Genomic DNA, 19,252 nt, shown 5'->3' with positions numbered 1-19,252 from the left:
TCAGGAGTCAGGAAGAAGGAGTCAGGAAGAAGGAGTCAGGAAGAAGGAAGAAGAAGGAAGAAGAAAATTTTTCTCCCTATTACCACTGACAACTGACAACTGACAACTGACCAATTACCTATTTTCTTGGGGGATAATTTCCGTTACCACTCTGCGTCCAGAAGAATTACCACCTTTAACAACAATATTTTCTGTTTCTAAATTACCGACGGCTGTTTCCCCTTGAAAAGTTAATTTTGGTTCAATTTGACTATAAACTACATTTCCTTGGGCTTCTAACAATTTTTTATCTAAATACCAGATAAGTTGATTTGATTTTAAAGTTTGACGACGTTGCCCAACTGCATTAACATTACCTGTTAGATATGCTGTTTTTGTTGGTATTTGCATTTGTCCCTGATTAGCAGTGACAGTTACATTGTCAGCAGCTTGGAATATCCGAATGGGAGAATTTGTCGTGATATTTTCTTTGTTAATATTCCAGGTTATGGAATTACTGGTAATTTGGATCTGTGGATCTATTAACTCTAATTGTGCCTGTGGTTTAAGAGTCGCAATTTGAGTTTTTAAGTTAATTTCTGCCGCCTTACCAGTACCACGTCCAGTAATTTTGTTATCTTTATATCTTTCTATTTGAATGGGGCGATCGCTAAATAATTTCTCCTCCTTAATATGCCACATTAAATGCTCAGTCTGCATTTGCAACTGTGGATCTGTGGATTTTGCAACTACTCCTCCTGAAAATTCTACCCGTTGTTCACGGGTTTTCACCTTAGCTTCTTGGGCTACTGCTTGTAATTGCTTGTGACTACCATTTAATTGATTGCGAATAATCAATAAATCTTCTTGAGGCCGCCATTCTAACTCATTACCTTTGAAGACAATCCCATTCCGGGGATCAGTAGCGACAATTTTACCTTGCAGAAATAGTTGCTTACCATCTTGCTTAATGTCAGCTTTTTCTGCTTTAATTTGGTAAACAACTTTTCCATCTTGGTAAAGTTCCCCTTCAGGATTTTGTGCCTGACCTATTTGTTTATCTGTAGTGTATTTTGCTTCTTTGGCTTTAACTTTCCAAATTGGCCTCCCTACCTCATCAAATTGTTCTAAAGCCACACCAAAAAAAGTTAACTTAGTATCGTCTTCTTTGGGAGATGAAGCAGCAGTTTTTGATGTGGTAGTTGATGGATTTCCGCAAGCAGATAAACATAAACTCAAGCAAAATATCAAAGGCAGGTAAACTAAATTATTTGGTAATTTTAACCCAAAAAATGAATAGAAGTGGGGAGAATGACTTTTAATTCCCCTCTGATGTTTTACATCTTGTCTTCTATTCTCCCTACCTTGTGAATATTGCATTATTCTGGAACTTCTAAATGTCTATTGCTATCTCGATGATCGTCTAAAAAGCTCATACTAGACAATGGCCGATATGGATAACTTTGACGGGGAGTTTTTTGGATATCCTCTTTGATAGCTTCTAAATCAATATAGCGATCGCTCACATTAATTAAACTATCACTAGTCATAGAACGTAAACTTACCACCTCGACTCTAACACCACGATAGCTCACAGAATTAACCGCATAAGCCAAATCGCCGTCACCGCTAACTAAAACTGCGGTATCATAGGAATCGCACAAGGCCATCATATCAACAGCTATTTCTACATCTAAGTTAGCTTTTTTAGAGCCATCTGGTAGTTGTACCAAATCCTTAGCAATGACTCTATAACCGTTGCGACGCATCCACAATAAGAAGCCCTGCTGCTTCTCGTTTGTCCGATCTACTCCTGTGTAGAAAAAAGCCCGTAACAGCCTTGATCCGCCAGTTAAACGGCACAATAACTTAGTATAATCAATTTCGATTCCTAGTTGCAGCGCCGCATAAAATAAGTTCGAGCCATCAATAAAGATAGCTACCCGACCTCGATTTTCCAAAACTTGTTCTGGTGTAAATATTGAGTCGTTTTCAAAATTATTCAACATTATTGTCATACCTTGTGTTGTTATCCCTGTTATGATAGAAAATCCTAACTACCTGTTAGAATCGCTGATGATAAGTCTTCGGGGAAAATACATCAGAAGTAATAAAATCAGTAGTAAAACCACCCCAATTATTTACTTCCTTAACTAGCCATAAGCTGTAAATAAGTCCCCCGAATCTTTTGAAAGGAAGTCGCAGTTCCCAAAAAATTTTGATTATTTTGATGTTTCTATCCGTTGAAAAACTGGTTTAGGTGTTCCCAACTGTTGTTTATCGGATAATATTCCATAAGTTGAATGGGTACAAAAAGGAGTTAAAATTGCACTTTCTTTTTGTTTATTAAAATCAATTCCCCAGCCTAATTGCTGATAAATATCACTGCTGATATTAGGAATAATTGGGGATAAAAGATAAGCTGCTAGTCTCACCGATTCCAGAACCGTATATAGCACTACTTCCACTTCCTTCTGCTTATCTTGTTTATATAATGACCAAGGAGCTTGATCATCAATAAACTTATTACTGGCTTGCACCAGAGATAAAACATAGTGACAGGCTTCATTAAAAGCTAATGCTGTGTATGCTTGTTTCACCTTTTCTCCTAACTGTAACCCCATTGCTTTCAAAGGATTTTCAGCCGGAATATCTAATTGGCTAATAGACGGTACTTGACTAGCGCAGTATTTCTTCACCATGTTTAAAGTGCGATTTAACAAATTACCTAAATCATTCGCTAAATCTGCATTTAAAACATTAATGAATCTAATCTCATTAAAATCGCCATCCTTCCCAAATTCGATTTCCTTAAGGAAGTAATAACGAACGGCATCACTACCATATTTTTCAACTAAAGCGATAGGATTAAGGGTATTACCTAAAGTCTTCCCCATTTTCTGACCATCTTTAGTTAAAAAGCCGTGTCCAAATACTCTTTCTGGTAAAGGTAACCCCGCTGACATCAACATTGCTGGCCAGTAAACAGCATGAAAGCGTAAAATATCTTTACCAATCAAGTGCAAATTAATCGGCCACCATGTTTGTAAAGCATTGGCTAAGGTTGGCTCTGCGTCTGGTTCTAACAATGCTGTTACATAACCTAGCAAAGCATCAAACCAGACATATAAGGTATGTTTAGAATCAACAGGTACAGGAAAACCCCAATCAAGATTTACCCGAGAAATCGAAAAATCCTGTAAACCTTGAGCGACAAAATTGAAAACTTCATTTCGTCTGCTGATAGGTTGGATAAAATCTGGGTGGGATTGAAAAAATTCCTCTAGCTGGGTTTGATATTTAGACAAGCGGAAGAAATAGTTCTGCTCATCTCGCCACTCTACTTGCTTGTTAGTATGAATAGGACAGTGTTTATCTGCTAGTAAATCCCGCTCTTCCTTAAATTCTTCACAGGAAACGCAGTACCAACCCTTTTGTTCTCCTTGGTAGATATCACCTTTTTCCCAAACTCGCTGAAAGAACTCGTTGACTATGGCTTGGTGACGAGGTGCGGTAGTTCGACTAAAGCGGTCATATTGAATATCGAGTAAATCCCACAAGCTGACAAAACTGGGGACAATTTCATCACAAAAATCTTGTGGTGGTTTTCCTAAACTTGCTGCTGAACGCTGAATTTTTTGTCCGTGTTCATCTGTACCCGTAATTAGTAGCACTTGATTTCCCTGTAAGCGATTAAATCTGGCTACTACATCCGCTGCTATAGTTGTATAAGCACTGCCAATATGGGGGATATCGTTGACATAGTATAGTGGTGTTGTCAGTGCAAAAGTGTTTTCTGTTTTATTCACAAGATTCATGGAAAATAAAAGCAAATTATTATTAATCAGTTTTCTCTATTAATAATCTAGATTACTAGACAAAACTACGCAATTATATAACATTGCTACTGTTTTTTTCAAATTCCTCCTGAATGATAATAAGTTTCTAAACTGAAGAATTGCTTGATTACTTCTATAAATTCACCTGATTTCTTGCTAAATCAGAGAAAGTATTTACTAATAATCATGGTAAAACCTGTTTGTTTGATTAGTAGTTACAGAGAATACACTAATCTAAACTCTAGGGATATAACCAATTGTGTAGCTATAATTTTGCATATCAGATACTCCAAGTAATAATTGACAAAACTGTTAGTTGCGATATTAAATATCTTCCCCAATAAAACAAGAGGAAGGTTTAATTTTTAACTCGGCTTTGCTGTACTAGCAACATAGAGATTTATCACTGCTTTATATATAGCAATCCTATTTGATTGAAGTTGATCAATCGTTTCGGAAGGATATATTATTATTTGCAATGCCAATATGACACTATTGCCAGTTAGAAGGATTTAACGCTTCCACATACTTATATATGATGAATACAAATCGCCATAAATTCTGTAATCATAGTTTCAGAGTGGGTTGTTTTTTGTCTGGAAAGGTTGATTTTAGTGAAGAGAAAAAAAATAAAAATTCTGCACCAATGCCCATTTAGATAACAGAAACGGTAAAGTTAAAAATAGAGTAGATGAATAAAAATCAATAAAATGCCAGCAGTTGAACCTAAACCTTGTTTTTTGACTCCAAAACCAGTACAATCAGATTCTCCCTTATTTATCTATTTGCCAGGAATGGATGGAACTGGTGAACTGTTGCAAACCCAAATCCCTGAATTAGCAAAAAGTTTAGATGTTCGTTGCTTGGCTATACCCAGAAATTACCTGACTACCTGGGATGTTTTAGCAAAGAATGTTTTAGACTTGATTCATGCCGAGTTGGAAAAAAGCTGTCAACGGACAATTTACCTCTGTGGCGAATCTTTTGGTGGTTGTTTAGCAATGAAAGTAGCAACCCAATCACCGCAGTTATTTAAACGTATTATCTTAATTAATCCTGCTTCATCTTTGCAGCAACGCCCTTGGTTTAATTGGATAACTCAGGTTACTCACTTTGTGCCATCATCCCTATTTAATATTGGTGCATTGGGTTTGTTACCGTTTCTGGCATCATTAGAACGGATTGCTCAAAGCGATCGCTTGATGTTACTAACAGCAATGCGTTCCCTTCCTCCAGCAACTGTTAATTGGCATTTGTCATTATTGCGAGATTTCCAAGTTGATCAAGAAGCATTGAAGCAGTTAACACAACCAGTATTACTTATTGGTAGTGGTGGCGATCGCTTATTACCTTCTGTGAGTGAAATCGTCAGATTAGCAGATATAATACCAAATACTCAGACGTTTATCCTAGCCAATAGTGGTCATGCTTGTTTGTTAGAGGAAAATGTCAATCTTTATCAAATTCTCAAAGATAACGATTTTCTAGAACTTAAGATCCCTCAAATTCCCACATCAGTACATTCTATTCATAATTAGACTGACTATGAATTTATAACAGGCCAACAGAGAAGTTTGTTAGCCTGTAAAATCAATAGTTTCCAGGATGTTTAGTACACTTATTCCTAACAGGTGGTAGAAAATAGCAGACTGAAATTTAAACATAGTTTCAGTCTGCTATCGTTGGGTTTTTACACTTCCCACCGTATTCTGTAAAATCCGCTTACTCTTTGGAGATGAATATTCAATATCTTTCACAGTGTGCGTTGCTTGTTTTACAAGGGTAGCTAGTTCTTCTAACTGGCTAATTGCTTCTGCGCCTTCGAGCTTCATTAATTCTCGATCATCACGCATCTCTGTCCAGGTAATACCATAATCTGATACTAAAAAGCGAATTAGATGATTGTCCCCTAAGCTCACCATAAAAGATGCACTATTCATCTGATTGCCGCAAGTATAGCAGGAAGCCGGATAACCGTGCCGTTCTAGTACAACCGCCAAGGCTTGCAGGTTCATTACCAAATCTTGCACAAATTGTCTATGTTCGTTTGCTAGTCTTAAAAACACTTTTTTTTTCTCCAGACACTACAGTCATTTGAGTTTATTTTATATTTTCTTTAGATTCTCTCATGAACTGGCATTGTAGGATATAAAATACAATTTTTAGTTGTTCATGAGTTGTTTTGCTTAGGTTAGTGGATAATTATACTTTCAGCAGTATCACACAATTCAATTGCTCAGGTAATCTGAGAAAACAGAGTTACTAAAATTTATATTTGAGCTTCCCCTATCTATTCACAATTGTAATTGATAAAATTGAGACGCTTTCAGCCTAAGAGTAATCCACTTATAGTCAAGTTCGTTAAACCTCTATCTGGCAGACTCACCGATGATATTAAGCCAAATTCAGGTAATTCACTAACTCTAACGCCTATTTTCGTTGCTTGTATTTTTATCTCCAGTTCAAATAAACTTCGCATTGTATAACATTAATCAAACTAATACAATTGTGGAATATACTTACTCTTTAATATTCCCAATAAACACAGCTTACAGCGGTTCTTGATTTAATGAGGTACATGAACCCCACCCCCCTGACAGGTGTAGGTTTTTTACAATTGGGTTTTATGCTGGACTTGGAAGACAAGGAAGGAAAGTAGACAAGGGAGTGTGAAGAGAAAGAACCGGAAAATTCTGCCCGCTATGTTCCCTGTGGGCGCAATCATCACTTATTACCAATTAGCCTAGCCAAATCAAAAAATCCTTGATTAGTAGGTTGGATTGAGGCACGTCCATGCATTGTGCCGTAAGGTATAAACAGAAGATATTGCATTTAAAATTCCTCTCTCTTATCAAGAGGAAGTTGATCTCTAGTGAAAATATGAGGATCAAGAATTATTATTTGAGACATTCCCACTCTTCTTCATTCACAATAGGACTAACAATATCACCCAATGTTTTACCTTTACCAGCAATAGAAGCAGGAGGAGTACGGCGTTTTTTTGCTGGTAATTTATATTTGAGAAATTGAATAAAATCTAAAACTTCTTGTTGTTTCTCTGCTGGTAATTCCCGCAAGTTTTCTAAAACTGCTTGTTCAATAGTCATAGTTTTACCTCTAGGATTATAATGTAATTATATTATAGATTATCACTTTTTGTCTGAATCAGGATGTCCAGGATTTGAGGATGTACAGGATGTTTTTTAATATTCATCTACATTTTCAGAAATTGTATTTTGTCTGAATCAGGATGTCCAGGATTTGAGGATGTACAGGATGTTTTTTAATATTCATCTACATTTTCAGAAATTGTATTTTGTCTGAATCAGGATGCTCAGGATTTGAGGATGTACAGGATGTTTTATTAATATTTATCTACATTTTCAGAAATTGCGCTAATTCAAATATTCCAGAATATCAATATCAAATACAATCCTGTTAATCCTTTAATCGGTGGAAATCCTGATTCTAAAATTTATACGCTACTTAGAGCTTTCACTTTTGCAATAGCACCTTCAATATCTGGCAATTTTTGACCATGTTTTTCGGCTGTTTCTAACCACAAGTTTCGCACAATTATCAATTCTTGTAAGGTTTCTTCTAAAGTTTCACCCTGTGCTAAACATCCTTTTAATGCGGGAATTTCTGCTACAAAACCGCCTTCTTCACAAGGATAAACAACTATGGGATAATTCATGATTACGCTCCTTCTATTAATTCTAATACTCGTTTAACATAAACTGATTTTACCCGATTATTATGAACTGGAATTACTAAGATTGTTTCATCTTTGATAAATATGTGATGACTACCTGTAATTCTATCTAAGAAAAATTCCTCTAACTCTAAAAGTTTACGAATATCACTAAACTTTACATTATTGGGGCTATTTTTTAATTTTTCAATTAGTTTATCTTTTTTGACCATTTTCTGCTGATAAAAATTTTAACATTATTTGTCTGAATCAGGATGTCCAGGATTTGAGGATATACAGGATGTTTTTTAATATTCATCTATATTTTCAGAAATTGCATTTTGTCTGAATCAGGATGTCCAGGATTTGAGGATGTACAGGATGTTTTTTTAATATTTATCTACATTTTCAGAAATTGCGCTAATTCAAATATTCTATAATATCAATATCAAATAAAATCCTGTTAATCCTTTAATCGGTGGATATCCTGATTCAGACAGTTAAATATTAATAGAAAAAGGTGCATCATCTTGTATTAATGCACCCTACAAAATTAGCGTGAGAGAACTACTTTCTTCAATGGAATAGAAATAATCTTTCTTCCACTTGTTGCTTGTTGTTTTCTTAAATCAGCACAAATAGCAGCCAAATCATAATTAAATGACTTAGCTTGTTCATCTCTTATTTTACGAATTTCTGCCAAAACTTCATCATTCCACATAAATTATTCTCCTAACATTTCATAAGGTGTACATATTGTTGGCAATTCATACTCTAAACTATCAGCAATCTGTGAGAGTTTTTTCTGAATATAGGGGTTAGCAATGTGCTTACAATTCCATGTTAACAGATAATCCAATCCATAGACGGTAGCTGTAGCAATGTGAACAGTATCATAAGCAGCACTGGGTGGTAAATTACTTTGTTTTTGAAATTCCTGTGCTAAATTTTGTACTGATTCTGTGATATCAAGTAAAGGAAAGTTATTTAGAACTTCTAGTCTTTTATTCACCATTTCTGCATCACCTTTTGCTACTTCTTGCAATACCAGTGGAGAAATGTAAATAGTAAAGGAGTTTCGCTGATTGTCCCACCAGTCTCTTGTTAATTCTGCATTAGCAGCAACTATCAAATTTTTACTAGGTCTTGCTGTTAAATAACCAATAATACTTGTTTCTATGTATATTGTTTTGGTCATATTATTCCAATGCGATTACTTTGGTAAATTTACTATACTGTATCCTGTTAATCCTTTTTGTCTGAATCAGGATGCTCAGGATTTGAGGATGTACAGGATGTTTTATTAATATTCATCTATATTTTCAGAAATTGCGCTAATTCAAATATTCCAGAATATTAATATCAAATATTATCCTGTTAATCCTTTAATCCTTTAATCCTGATTCAGACAGTTAAATATTAATAAAAATGGTGCATTATATTTCATTAACGCACCCTACAGGATGAGCTATCTGCTTGCAGTAGCGTAATATTTACGCGCTGCTAAATGCAACACTTCGCCTAATTTAAAATGAATTTCCAAAAATTCCTGTACAGAGTTTTGACATTTGGTTCTCTTTATGAGAACATGGAATTAGTTAAAACGAAGGTAAGCAAGAGGAATTGATAATGATCTTTAAAAAATTGTTTAAAAAATTAAAATTAAAAAATTATGAAAGTTATTGGTATCGAAGGCCTATATGAATTTATTAAGATTCATCCAGATTCTGAAACTAGTCTTAATGTTTGGCTCCAAACTGCTCAAAAGGAAGAATGGAAACACATTATAGATGTAAGGGAAGTTTATCCACACGCAGATTTTGTACAAGGGTACACAGTTTTTAATATAGGAGGAAATAAATTTCGGTTAATTACTAAAATTACCTATAAAGTCAAGACTATTAAGATTGAAGATGTATTAACTCATAGTGAATATAATGAAGATAAGTGGAAAAAATGATGACTAATTAGGAGACTTCGCTTTTCAATAGTCTAATTACACTACTGAGAAGCTAATAAATATCTAGGACATAGCTTTACTATGTCCCTAGTGAAAACATTCTACCCCAAAGGGGGTTGTATATGACAACTACACTAAACAAGGAAGAATACATTAAGCTACTTTCTGAAACTGTGCCACGTATAATTGACACAGAAATAGAGCATAAGCGGCTACTAAATGAAGTAGATAAGCTTATGGATTTAGGGGAAAATTTGACAGACGAACAAGCTGAAGTTTTACAGTTGCTAGTAACACTAATTGAGCAATATGAAAATAAAGTCTATCAAATGAAAGCTGTAACTCCCCTAGATATATTACATGAGTTAATGTCAGTAAGACAACTCAAACAAAAGGATATTGTCGAGATTTTTGGCTCAAAAGGTATTACTTCAGAAGTAATAAATGGTAAAAGAAGTATTAGCAAAAATCAAGCCAAAGCATTGGGAGATTTTTTTCATGTATCATATTCTTTGTTTTTGTAAGCAAATGGGGATAATAGCTTACTTTCTGAATCACTTCTAATGCTTTAATTGTAGCTAAAAATTGTCAGAATCAGGATGTCCAAGATTTGAGGATGTACAGGATGTTTTTTAAAATTAATCTGCATTTTCTGAAATTGCGCTAATTCAAATATCCCATAATAAGTAGGTAAACAGGAAAATTTAAAGGTATGTAACGGTATGTAAAGTTATCTTAACGCGAGATTATGATTGAGTTTCAGCCATTTTACAAAACGCAATAAATGTTGCTTTTATTATGTAAACCTACTTATCAAACTCAAATACAATCCTGTTAATCCTTTCATCCTGGTTATCCTGATTCAGACAGTTAAATATTAATAAAAAATGGTGCATTACATTTTATTAACGCACCTTACAAGATGAGCGATCGCACTAATTACTCATCTTGGGTAATTTCTTCCTCAGCCGATTGGATTAATTCTTGTTCAGTGATTGAGATTGCTTTCAGTGGATCTCGCTGTGAAACGGCTTTAGAATGTGGATATATATCTATAGTTATAAAGAAAATAGTTTTGTGATTATAAGTGATGACAGAAATATTACGAGATGGTGTTCCTAACGAAAATTTTAGGTCTTTCTCAGTTATTTTGTATATTATTAAATAACCAAATGGTTCATTATATTGTTGAGTATAAGTGTAAATTTGACGGAAACCTTTGAGAAGATATTTTTTACCACGATTTTTTGCATCAAATATTTTAGTATCAGCAAGAAGTGGATCATCTGAACCTTGTGAAGCTATTAAATCAATTTTTCCCCTGGGAGATGATGCCTCAAAACTAAAATCAAGTCCTTGATCATAAAGATAAGAGTACAAATCAAGTGCCAGTAATTTCTCTGCGTTTTGTGTATTGTCCTCAGTTAATTTAAAGAGTTTATCTTGATAAAACCATTCGCTACGATGTTTATAACGAAGTAAAAGACTTAATATTTCTCCTTGGTCATCTAATTTTTCATCTACATATTCATACAGTGGTTCAAGATAAAGAGATCGAATAACTTCTAGTATGTTTTTATCTCCTGCGAGATAATTTTCTCTATCAAATGAAACACGAAATGTAGTATTAACACAACTTTTTATAAAGTATCACAAAACATTCCCGTATAACCACCATTCACAGTGATTATACAGAATTTCAGATAGGTAAAATATCTACAAAACCTCCCTACCCAAATAAACCTGCAAAACCTCCGGTACTTTAATCGTCCCGTCAGCTTGCTGATAATTCTCCAAAATAGCCGCCATAGTCCTACCCACAGCCAAACCAGAACCATTCAAAGTATGCACAAACTGCGTCCCTTTCTTACCAGCATCCTTAAACCGAATATCTGCCCTTCTCGCTTGAAAATCAACACAATTAGAACAACTAGAAATCTCTCGATACTTCCCAGCAGAAGGCAACCATACCTCTAAATCATAAGTTTTAGTTGCCCCAAAACCTAAATCAGCAGTACATAAATTAATCACCCGATAAGGCAACTTTAAAGCCTGTAAAATACTCTCCGCACTGACTAGCAACTTCTCCAATTCATCAAAAGAACTTTCCGGTTTTACTAACTTCACCAACTCAACTTTATTGAATTGATGCAACCGAATTAAACCCCGCATATCCCGGCCATAACTTCCCGCTTCTCGACGAAAACATGGCGTATATGCAGTATGATAAATTGGTAGATCTTCCGCATTAATAATTTCCCCGCGATAAAAATTAGTCACAGGAACTTCCGCAGTCGGAATTAACCACAAATCATCTTCTGCACATTTAAAACTATCTTCTGCAAACTTAGGTAATTGTCCCGTACCTGTTAAAGAATCAGTATTTACTAACAACGGTGGACTAATTTCTATATACCCAGCTTGAATATGTGTACTGAGCATAAACTGAATTAATGCTCTTTCTAAAGCCGCACCCGCACCGACAAGACTCACAAAGCGAGTTTGGGCAATTTTTACCGCTCTTTCAAAGTTCAAAAATCCCAACTTTTCCCCAATTTCCCAATGAGGGACAATATTCGGATTTTGGGGTATATATTCATCTCCCCATGTTTTCACTTCTTGGTTATCATCTTCACTTGTACCAATGGGAGTAGAATCACTAGGAAGATTAGGAAGTGCTAATAATAAAGTGTGAATTTGGACTTTTAATTCTTTTTCCTGGGGTTCTAACTCACTTAAAGTAATTTTGAGACTATTTCCTTCATCCTTTAAAGCCTGTATTTCTGGATCTTGAGGATTAACACCAGATTTTACCTTTTGTCCGACTATTTTACCAATTTCATTACTCCGGGCTTGGAGTTCATTCCGTTTTACTTCCAATTCCCGTTGTTTTTGACTCAAATCTAATATCGGCTGAATCTCGTATTTGCCACTACGAGTATTCAACTTCTCTTGTATAAGTTGGGGATTTTCTCTAATTTGTTTAATATCCAGCATTGGTAAGTTTTGGTAAGTTTTGGTAAATTGTACTTGATGGAGATGAATAAAATTGATCAAATCATCCCTTTCTCATCTGCGTTTATCTGCGTTTATCTGCGTTCAATAATAAATTACTACAAGAATAACCAGAAGTGGAAAATTAACAAAATATTGTAGATAATTAATTCAGAGACTCTTAGAGGATGAATGAACAAGTTTTTAATGTATAAACAAACCCCTCTTGTAAACCTCTCCCCGAAGCGGGGAGAGGCTTTGAAACCCCCCTTCCCTCCTAGGGAAGGGGGGCAGGGGGGTTAGGTTATTGGAGATTATCGGTTTCATCTAATACTTTATGGCTAACGCCACGCTATGCCTTCGGCACACTTCGTGAACGCTATCAAACAACCTCTTATCCATTCCCTAACCTTGAAGGAGATTATCAGTAATGATTATATCTAAACCAGTTATTTTAAACATCAAAAATGTAGGGTTAAGTGATGATCAATTTTATCAATTATGTCAAATTAATGAAGATTGGAAACTTGAACAAACTGCTAAGGGAGAATTGATAATTATGCCTCCAGTTGGTGCAATTAGTGGTAATAGAGAGTCAGATTTTAATGGTTATGTTTGGTTATGGAATCTTCAAACTAAACTCGGAAAAGTATTTAGTTCTTCTACTGTTTTTACTCTACCTAATGGTGGTAAACGCTCTCCTGATGTGGCTTGGATTGCTAATGAACGTTGGGAATCTTTAAGCATTAAAGAAAGAGAAAAATTTGCAAAAATCTGTCCTGATTTTGTCATTGAATTGCGTTCTCGTACCGATTCTTTGAGTCAATTACAAGAGAAAATGCAGGAGTATCTGAATAGTGGTTTACGGTTAGGTTGGTTAATTGATCCTCAAAATCAACAAATAGAAATTTATCGTCAAAATCAACCTGTAGAAATAGTATCATTACCCACGACTTTATCTGGAGAAAATGTTTTACCCGGATTTATTTTAGAATTAGTAGTTTTTTAGGATGGGGAATAGATAGTCACTACAAGGGTTTTGACAAGACTTGCTTATACATACAAGATAGTTCTTCCTCATCAAGTCCACGATAACAAACTTTTTCGGAAATGTCAAGGGCTTGAAAAAAAAATTCGCCCCCACTTTGACGATTTTTGATAGGTTGTGATTAGTAGTAATGCTGGGATTCACTTACTATTCCCGATTTCCTTTACTAATCCGATTCATTAACCACAGGGATGCTAATAAACCCGCAAAATGCGCTGATACAGTATTAGTATTTGCCTGGACTATGAGCATATCCAAACCGCTAATAATCCGAGTCGGGTCAAATAATTGAGTAGTTGCGGCTTGTGGAGATATGGATCTAGCTACTAATGTACCGACAATCGCTTGCGCTCCTAGCAAAGTGACTAATATGCCTGCTAAATTCACCCATAGTCCTAAACGTAATACTTGCGCGGTTTCCGTCTTCCGGGGACGGTTACTAGCATTAGGGGATGCAAGTTGCTTACCAATTCTGGTGTAACGATAAGCTAAATAAATACCACCACCCAAAAGCAAGATGCCACAAATTGCTAAAAATACACCAAAGCCTGTTCCTGGATTATTGTTGGGGCTGTTGGCTTTTTGACTAAAAATACCAAATAATAAAACAATTATCCCAGATATGACACCTAATACTAACTGAATCCATAAACTAATCCAACCTGCTAGGCGAAATTGTTGGGCTATAGCCCGAATGTTAGATGATGGTGTTTCGGAGTTTTGCGACATATAAAAATTAAAACTTAAAAATTAAAAACAACTTCCGTCTGTTGTCTGTTGTCTGTTGCCTGTTTCCAGAATAATTGATAATGGTTTAAGTAAGAGTGAAAATTTCAGACTTAAAAATTAATTATGGATTCTACTGTCTCCCAATCTACTTTTCTGTTAACTTTTCTGTTATCAGTTGGTTTATTTTTCTTTATCCGCGCTTCAACTAAAGACCGCACAGAAATGATGCGTTTGACTTCAGAACAGGACGAAAATACATTAATGACTTCATTAAAAGAGTATTTTCGCTCTCGTGCTTATCAAGTATTAGCGGTAGATGCTGCCAAAAATCAAGTCACCTTTGAAGGGTTTGTTAGTCCTAGCTGGTTTTTAGCTGTATTTTTGACTGGATTAGCTGCTGTGGGCTTTGGTTGTCTAGGATTGGTATTAGCGATGCTTTTCCCCGATTTGGGGCAATTTTCCCCATTACTAATCCTGTTTTCGCCTTTAAGCGGTTTTCTCTACTGGAAAAAATCTGGGAGACTTGAGAAGGTGTCACTCAAGATGGAAAATATCCCAAGTGGACAAAACTTCTCAAGTACAATTACTGTGACTGCCCATAGAGATGAACTTGCTGAGTTACAAAGGGCACTACAGCTAAAGACACTTGACACTTGATTGATTGTTGGGAATGAAAACCAGCATTATCTACATTTATGTAGGCTTCTGACTAAACTTTTGAGTAAATCGGCAGTAGGGAGGAAGGGAAATTTTGCTGGTGCTGTTAATCTTCCTGATGCCTGGGATGTCATGAGGAAAAATCTAAATTGATGGACAGAGCTTGATAGTAGTCCAAATTAATGAGAGCATAAATTCATGTCTCATTTTTTGGATGAAATTAGCTCTGTCGCTATCCTCTTTTGTATAAGCTGATAAAAAACTGATTCATCTAACCAAAGCAGATTGATGAGAAATTAATTATGCTATGACTTGAGAGAATTCGTTTAAACCCTACTGGCAAATTCAACTAAAAAATTTAAAAAAGGAATTTTTGAATAATCTGGTTAAAATTACCAATTAATTATTCACAGAGTCAGAAGTCACACTTGCAAGATATGATAGTCATTTGTTGTTTAGTTACTAGCCACAGCAACAGGTTCTTGTGCTGTTGGTGATTCTAGAATCCTAAGACTAGGGAACAAAAAATGATTTTCTTCTACGTATTGAGCGCCAAACAGACCTTTTTCCGCCCAGAAATAACGGTCTGTTGTATGTTCATTACGTTTTACGAGTAGCAGCGCGGGTGGTAAAATACCTTCAGCTTGAATAAACTTTCTTGCTGCTGTCACAGGTTTATCTTCGCCACTTTCGATGCTGTACTGAGGAATATGTTCAAGTATACGCCGTCCTTCCTGCCGACGACGACTCTTCCGCTTGCGTCTCCTTGCCAACCTATTGTCCTCCTGTTTCAAGCTATAGATTGTAGTTATAACTACAAAATCCGTCGTCATTATATAGGTTCTATCTCAAAAAATCAATGGTTTTTAATGTTTTGATACAACTTTAGGAAAACAATTAAAAATTAAGAATTAAAAATTAAAAAAACTGCTGCCTTTTCAGCCATTACTTGTTACCAATCAACCATTACCAGACTAAACTAGATAGTTAGAAGCGTTTATAGCTATACGGGTAAAGCAAAAGCTAAACTTCTTCTTTCTACTTTTTGACTCCTAATTCCTGACTCCTAATTCCTGACTCCTAATTCCTGACTCGGTGACTCCTGCTATTGACCTCCTAGATTCCTGAACTCATGCTAATGTCTGCCAGTTCTGATTTCCTTGCTCTATGTCGAGAGCAAATGGCTCTGCTAACCCAAGGGATGGGAGCTTCTTTTACTGTAGTTTATTTAACACAGGAACTGGTAGAAAAGCCTACAGGTGAGGCGCGACTAATTCCGGTAATAGTGTATCCAGAAACTATAGCATTAAATCCGAGTGATGAATATGGTGAAACTCAGGATAGTTATTCTGTAAGGCTTGCTAATGTTTTAGCATTACCAAATCAGCAAACGAGATTGTTAAAACCGACTTCAGTATCTTCTCATCCATCCGCGGAATCGGCAGCAACAGGAAAACAAAATTTACATAATGGACAAGATGAATATTTACTTAGTCATAACCAAATTGTTTTACCCCTGATGTATGAGGGTGTAATGGTGGGGTTATTGGTGACGGCTAGAGATGATAGGCAATGGAATGAACGGGAGGAGCAGGAAATTAAAAGAATTGCCAAAACTTTAGCGATCGCTTGCATTTTAGACCAACGTAGGGCTTGGTTGCAACACCAACTTCAACAAGAACAAATTCTGCAAGAGGGACAACGGGATTTATTGGATAATCTCTTGCATCAGTTTCGTAACCCCTTAACTGCTATCCGCACCTTTGGTAAATTACTATTGAAGCGAATGCGACCGGTTGATCCTAATCGTGAGGTAGCAACTAGTATAGTCCGAGAGAGCGATCGCCTACAAGAATTATTGAAACAGTTTGATCAAGTGATTGATTTAAATACAGCAGATTTAGCCGCTTTACCATTAGCCCAGTCCAAGGTAGTTATTAACCAAAATGTGCAAAAGGAAACTAAACCTGCGTTATTATTGCCCGGAACAGGAGAAAAATTAACTGATTGTTCCCTAGCAGATTTATTAGTACCTTTATTAATATCTGGTCAAGCAATTGCCCAAGAACGAAATTTACAATTAATTACGGAAATTCCCAGTTATTTACCGTTAGCAAGAGTCAATGAGAAAGCATTGCGAGAAGTCTTGAATAATATCCTTGATAATGCTTTGAAATATACTCCATCTGGTGGTAAAGTTTTAGTCCAATGTGGGTCACAAAAAGGAAATTTACAAGGTATTGCTATTAGTGATACAGGCCCCGGTATTCCCCCAGAAGACTTAGAACATCTAGGAGAAAGACATTACCGGGGTGTACAGGCAAAAACAGAAATTCCTGGGACTGGTTTAGGAATTGCTATTGCTAAACAGTTGATAGCAGAAATGCAGGGAAACATAGAGGTTTTCAGTCCAGCAATTAACTCAATGATCACATTACCGCATATCCCAGGGACAACGTTTATAATTTGGTTGCAATCTGTTGGTTATAATAGAGAACAGACTTAAAATTCATTTATCAAACAGAATTCAGGAGTCACAGAGTCAGAATTCAGTTGGGTATTCTGTGCGAGTGGCGGATGAATTCTGTTTGATAAACTAAACTAACATTTCTTATTGAGTGGCATATACCTCTAGAGATTGATACATAAAATAAAGCGATCGCTCACCATAATTTAGGAAACAACCGCTTTATTTAGATCATCAAATTCACAACATAATTAGGGTTTGCTGAATAAGTTGTCCGCGAGGGCAGGGAACAGGGAAAAGGGAACAGGGAACAGTTTCAGCCATCTGGATATCCTCAATTTTCTAAATCTGACCCAGGAAAATGCACCAATTTTGAGACTCCATTTGCCAAAACCTTGCACTTTCTTGTGATAAAAATCAGCGAAACCCTTATTAATAAAAGGGTTCAGTTTTATTCAGCAAGCCCTAATTACTACTATTAAATCTATTGACGAGTTATCACTAAATTTGAAGTCAGGGTAATAGCTAAATCCTGTTCTGGTCTGAGGACAAAAACATCAGCTTTTGGTTTCCGCAATAATACACTAGCCAAAGCACCTGCTGCTGCACCACCTACAGGTTCTAAAACTTCAATTTTCTTATTACCTGTTACCAATGAAATCAGACTAGCTGCACCGGCACCAATAGCAGCATCAGTTAATATTTGTCCAGTGCTTGCTCCCTTAGAGATTGTTTCTGTTTTGGTGATAATTTTGGAATTAGCATAAATCTGTTGTCTTTGTCCAGAAGGAAATACTAATTCTCTAGCTACAAAACGGACACCTTGCTGGTTATTACGGGAAGATTGAGTATTTAATTTTACTGGTTGTAATTCACCAATAACTTCAGTATTGGCAGGAATTAAAATATTTCTATTACTATCAGTAATATTGTCAGCTATTTTCAGAGTTAGGGCTAATGTTTCGCCTGGTTTGACAATAACTTTCTCCTTTTCGTAGGTGATAGGTAAAGTTACATTAGCGGGAATACTAATTGTCCGCGATTGATTGAGATTGTATCCTTGGGCAAAAGCCGGAGCAAAGGATAATAAGGGGGTAGCTGCACCAGTTGTAATGGCTATGGCCATGAGTGCAGCGGTACTAGATTGCCAACGGATAGAACGACTCATCATGGGGTTGCCAATAATATGTTATATGTGGGATGACGTGGATTAATTAGGATAGTTTCTGAAAAAATATTTGCTGTTTTCACCAAATAGAACGAAAGGCACATAAAAGAAGGTACGGTAACTCAAAAACCTCAACCACCAAATTACTGTAAAAGTGTAATGTCTATTGCAACCTTTACGGGGCGTTATTTAAAATTAAAGGACGGAATATTGAGATTCCCTTTAGGTAGTAAGGTGAAAGCGTGGTTTGGAATAGACGCTTTTTATATCCCTATGCCCTCAAATCTGGACTATAAATCAATAAGAGAAGTCCGTATCCTGCCAAGGAACAGATGCTTTTATGCAGAATTTGTTTACCAACAAGATATTAAAATCTCCGAGGTGGACGCATCAAAAGTATTAGGAATTGACCACGGGTTAAATAATTGGTTAACTTGTGTTTCTAATATTGGTACATCCTTTATAGTTGACGGACTACATTTAAAAAGCATCAACCAGTGGTATAACAAATCTGTAGCTAAAATCAAGGAAAATAAACCGCAGGGTTTTTGGTCAAACAGGCTTGCAGCGATTACAGAAAAGCGTAATCGCCAGATGAGAGATGCGAGTGCGACCTGAACTGGTCGGTTAAGTAGAGCCTAGCCCTTGCCAGGAAACGGGTGTAACCCATTCTTCCATCTCTACAATGGTCTGTGGAACCTACGCTAAGTGGGAAAA

General features: G+C 36.0%; 19 protein-coding genes and 3 pseudogenes. 7 read left to right on the top strand and 15 right to left on the bottom strand.

Features of this window, described 5'->3' with window-relative positions:
* Positions 1-114: 114 nt before the first annotated feature.
* The 3 genes from lptC to EZY12_14305 form a co-directional block, all read right to left on the bottom strand.
* Positions 115-1,359: an LPS export ABC transporter periplasmic protein LptC gene (lptC, locus tag EZY12_14315; GenBank protein ID QSX66029.1), complete on the bottom strand. Its 1,245-nt coding sequence runs from the start codon at positions 1,357-1,359 to the stop codon at positions 115-117.
* The gene (locus tag EZY12_14310; GenBank protein ID QSX66028.1) at positions 1,359-1,988 is read right to left on the bottom strand and encodes an NYN domain-containing protein; all 630 of its coding nucleotides are present in this window, start codon (positions 1,986-1,988) and stop codon (positions 1,359-1,361) included. The genes lptC and EZY12_14310 overlap by 1 nt, the downstream gene beginning before the upstream one ends.
* 213 nt (positions 1,989-2,201) lie before the next feature.
* The gene (locus EZY12_14305; GenBank protein QSX66027.1) at positions 2,202-3,797 is read right to left on the bottom strand and encodes a methionine--tRNA ligase; all 1,596 of its coding nucleotides are present in this window, start codon (positions 3,795-3,797) and stop codon (positions 2,202-2,204) included.
* A gap of 731 nt (positions 3,798-4,528) precedes the next feature.
* Between EZY12_14305 and EZY12_14300 the strand changes: the two genes are divergently transcribed.
* Positions 4,529-5,356: an alpha/beta hydrolase gene (locus EZY12_14300; protein QSX66026.1), complete on the top strand. Its 828-nt coding sequence runs from the start codon at positions 4,529-4,531 to the stop codon at positions 5,354-5,356.
* 138 nt (positions 5,357-5,494) lie between these two features.
* Here the strand turns inward: EZY12_14300 and EZY12_14295 are convergent, their stop codons facing one another.
* The 7 genes and pseudogenes from EZY12_14295 to EZY12_14265 form a co-directional block, all read right to left on the bottom strand.
* The gene (locus EZY12_14295; GenBank protein ID QSX66025.1) at positions 5,495-5,884 is read right to left on the bottom strand and encodes a DUF1815 family protein; all 390 of its coding nucleotides are present in this window, start codon (positions 5,882-5,884) and stop codon (positions 5,495-5,497) included.
* Between the two features lie 831 nt (positions 5,885-6,715).
* Positions 6,716-6,850: pseudogene (locus EZY12_14290) on the bottom strand (hypothetical protein).
* Positions 6,839-6,925, bottom strand: a pseudogene (locus EZY12_14285) (DUF2281 domain-containing protein). The pseudogenes EZY12_14290 and EZY12_14285 overlap by 12 nt, the downstream one beginning before the upstream one ends.
* Positions 6,926-7,293: 368 nt before the next feature.
* Entirely contained in the window at positions 7,294-7,515 is a 222-nt protein-coding gene (locus tag EZY12_14280) for a type II toxin-antitoxin system HicB family antitoxin (GenBank protein QSX66024.1), read from the bottom strand.
* Between the two features lie 2 nt (positions 7,516-7,517).
* Complete coding sequence (locus EZY12_14275; GenBank protein QSX66023.1) at positions 7,518-7,745, bottom strand: type II toxin-antitoxin system HicA family toxin; 228 nt, start codon at positions 7,743-7,745, stop codon at positions 7,518-7,520.
* A 320-nt stretch (positions 7,746-8,065) separates the two neighbouring features.
* Positions 8,066-8,233 (bottom strand): hypothetical protein, encoded by a 168-nt coding sequence (locus EZY12_14270; GenBank protein QSX66022.1) that lies wholly within the window; start codon positions 8,231-8,233, stop codon positions 8,066-8,068.
* Positions 8,234-8,236: 3 nt separating this feature from the next.
* Positions 8,237-8,710 (bottom strand): type II toxin-antitoxin system VapC family toxin, encoded by a 474-nt coding sequence (locus EZY12_14265; protein QSX66021.1) that lies wholly within the window; start codon positions 8,708-8,710, stop codon positions 8,237-8,239.
* A gap of 474 nt (positions 8,711-9,184) precedes the next feature.
* Here EZY12_14265 and EZY12_14260 point away from each other — a divergent pair, with 474 nt between their 5' ends.
* Positions 9,185-9,472: a type II toxin-antitoxin system HigB family toxin gene (locus tag EZY12_14260; protein QSX66020.1), complete on the top strand. Its 288-nt coding sequence runs from the start codon at positions 9,185-9,187 to the stop codon at positions 9,470-9,472.
* Between the two features lie 122 nt (positions 9,473-9,594).
* On the top strand, positions 9,595-9,996 hold the full coding sequence (locus tag EZY12_14255) for a transcriptional regulator (GenBank protein QSX66019.1): 402 nt from the start codon (positions 9,595-9,597) through the stop codon (positions 9,994-9,996).
* A 415-nt stretch (positions 9,997-10,411) separates the two neighbouring features.
* On the opposite strand, the gene EZY12_14250 is transcribed toward EZY12_14255, so the two are convergent.
* On the bottom strand, positions 10,412-10,852 hold the full coding sequence (locus EZY12_14250) for a hypothetical protein (protein ID QSX66018.1): 441 nt from the start codon (positions 10,850-10,852) through the stop codon (positions 10,412-10,414).
* Between the two features lie 336 nt (positions 10,853-11,188).
* Positions 11,189-12,469, bottom strand: a complete 1,281-nt coding sequence (serS, locus tag EZY12_14245; GenBank protein ID QSX70669.1) for a serine--tRNA ligase — start codon at positions 12,467-12,469, stop codon at positions 11,189-11,191.
* Positions 12,470-12,896: 427 nt separating this feature from the next.
* Here serS and EZY12_14240 point away from each other — a divergent pair, with 427 nt between their 5' ends.
* Positions 12,897-13,475, top strand: coding sequence for a Uma2 family endonuclease (locus tag EZY12_14240; GenBank protein QSX66017.1), 579 nt, complete (start codon positions 12,897-12,899; stop codon positions 13,473-13,475).
* A gap of 186 nt (positions 13,476-13,661) precedes the next feature.
* On the opposite strand, the gene EZY12_14235 is transcribed toward EZY12_14240, so the two are convergent.
* The gene (locus tag EZY12_14235; protein ID QSX66016.1) at positions 13,662-14,243 is read right to left on the bottom strand and encodes a DUF3611 family protein; all 582 of its coding nucleotides are present in this window, start codon (positions 14,241-14,243) and stop codon (positions 13,662-13,664) included.
* A gap of 123 nt (positions 14,244-14,366) precedes the next feature.
* Here EZY12_14235 and EZY12_14230 point away from each other — a divergent pair, with 123 nt between their 5' ends.
* A complete protein-coding gene (locus EZY12_14230) occupies positions 14,367-14,900 on the top strand; it encodes a cofactor assembly of complex C subunit B (GenBank protein QSX66015.1) in 534 nt (177 codons plus the stop codon).
* Between the two features lie 455 nt (positions 14,901-15,355).
* On the opposite strand, the gene EZY12_14225 is transcribed toward EZY12_14230, so the two are convergent.
* Positions 15,356-15,673 (bottom strand): DUF3155 domain-containing protein, encoded by a 318-nt coding sequence (locus EZY12_14225; GenBank protein ID QSX66014.1) that lies wholly within the window; start codon positions 15,671-15,673, stop codon positions 15,356-15,358.
* Positions 15,674-16,032: 359 nt separating this feature from the next.
* Here EZY12_14225 and EZY12_14220 point away from each other — a divergent pair, with 359 nt between their 5' ends.
* Positions 16,033-17,406 (top strand): sensor histidine kinase, encoded by a 1,374-nt coding sequence (locus EZY12_14220; GenBank protein ID QSX66013.1) that lies wholly within the window; start codon positions 16,033-16,035, stop codon positions 17,404-17,406.
* A gap of 445 nt (positions 17,407-17,851) precedes the next feature.
* Here the strand turns inward: EZY12_14220 and EZY12_14215 are convergent, their stop codons facing one another.
* The gene (locus tag EZY12_14215; protein ID QSX70668.1) at positions 17,852-18,535 is read right to left on the bottom strand and encodes a conjugal transfer protein TrbI; all 684 of its coding nucleotides are present in this window, start codon (positions 18,533-18,535) and stop codon (positions 17,852-17,854) included.
* Positions 18,536-18,631: 96 nt separating this feature from the next.
* Here EZY12_14215 and EZY12_14210 point away from each other — a divergent pair.
* Positions 18,632-19,141, top strand: a pseudogene (locus EZY12_14210) (transposase).
* Positions 19,142-19,252: the final 111 nt, after the last annotated feature.

The sequence above is a fragment of the Dolichospermum sp. DET69 genome (assembly GCA_017355425.1).
In the GTDB taxonomy this organism is placed as follows: Bacteria; Cyanobacteriota; Cyanobacteriia; order Cyanobacteriales; family Nostocaceae; genus Dolichospermum.
Note: the sequence above shows the minus strand (reverse complement) of the source record. Positions and strands in the feature narration are given on the sequence as shown.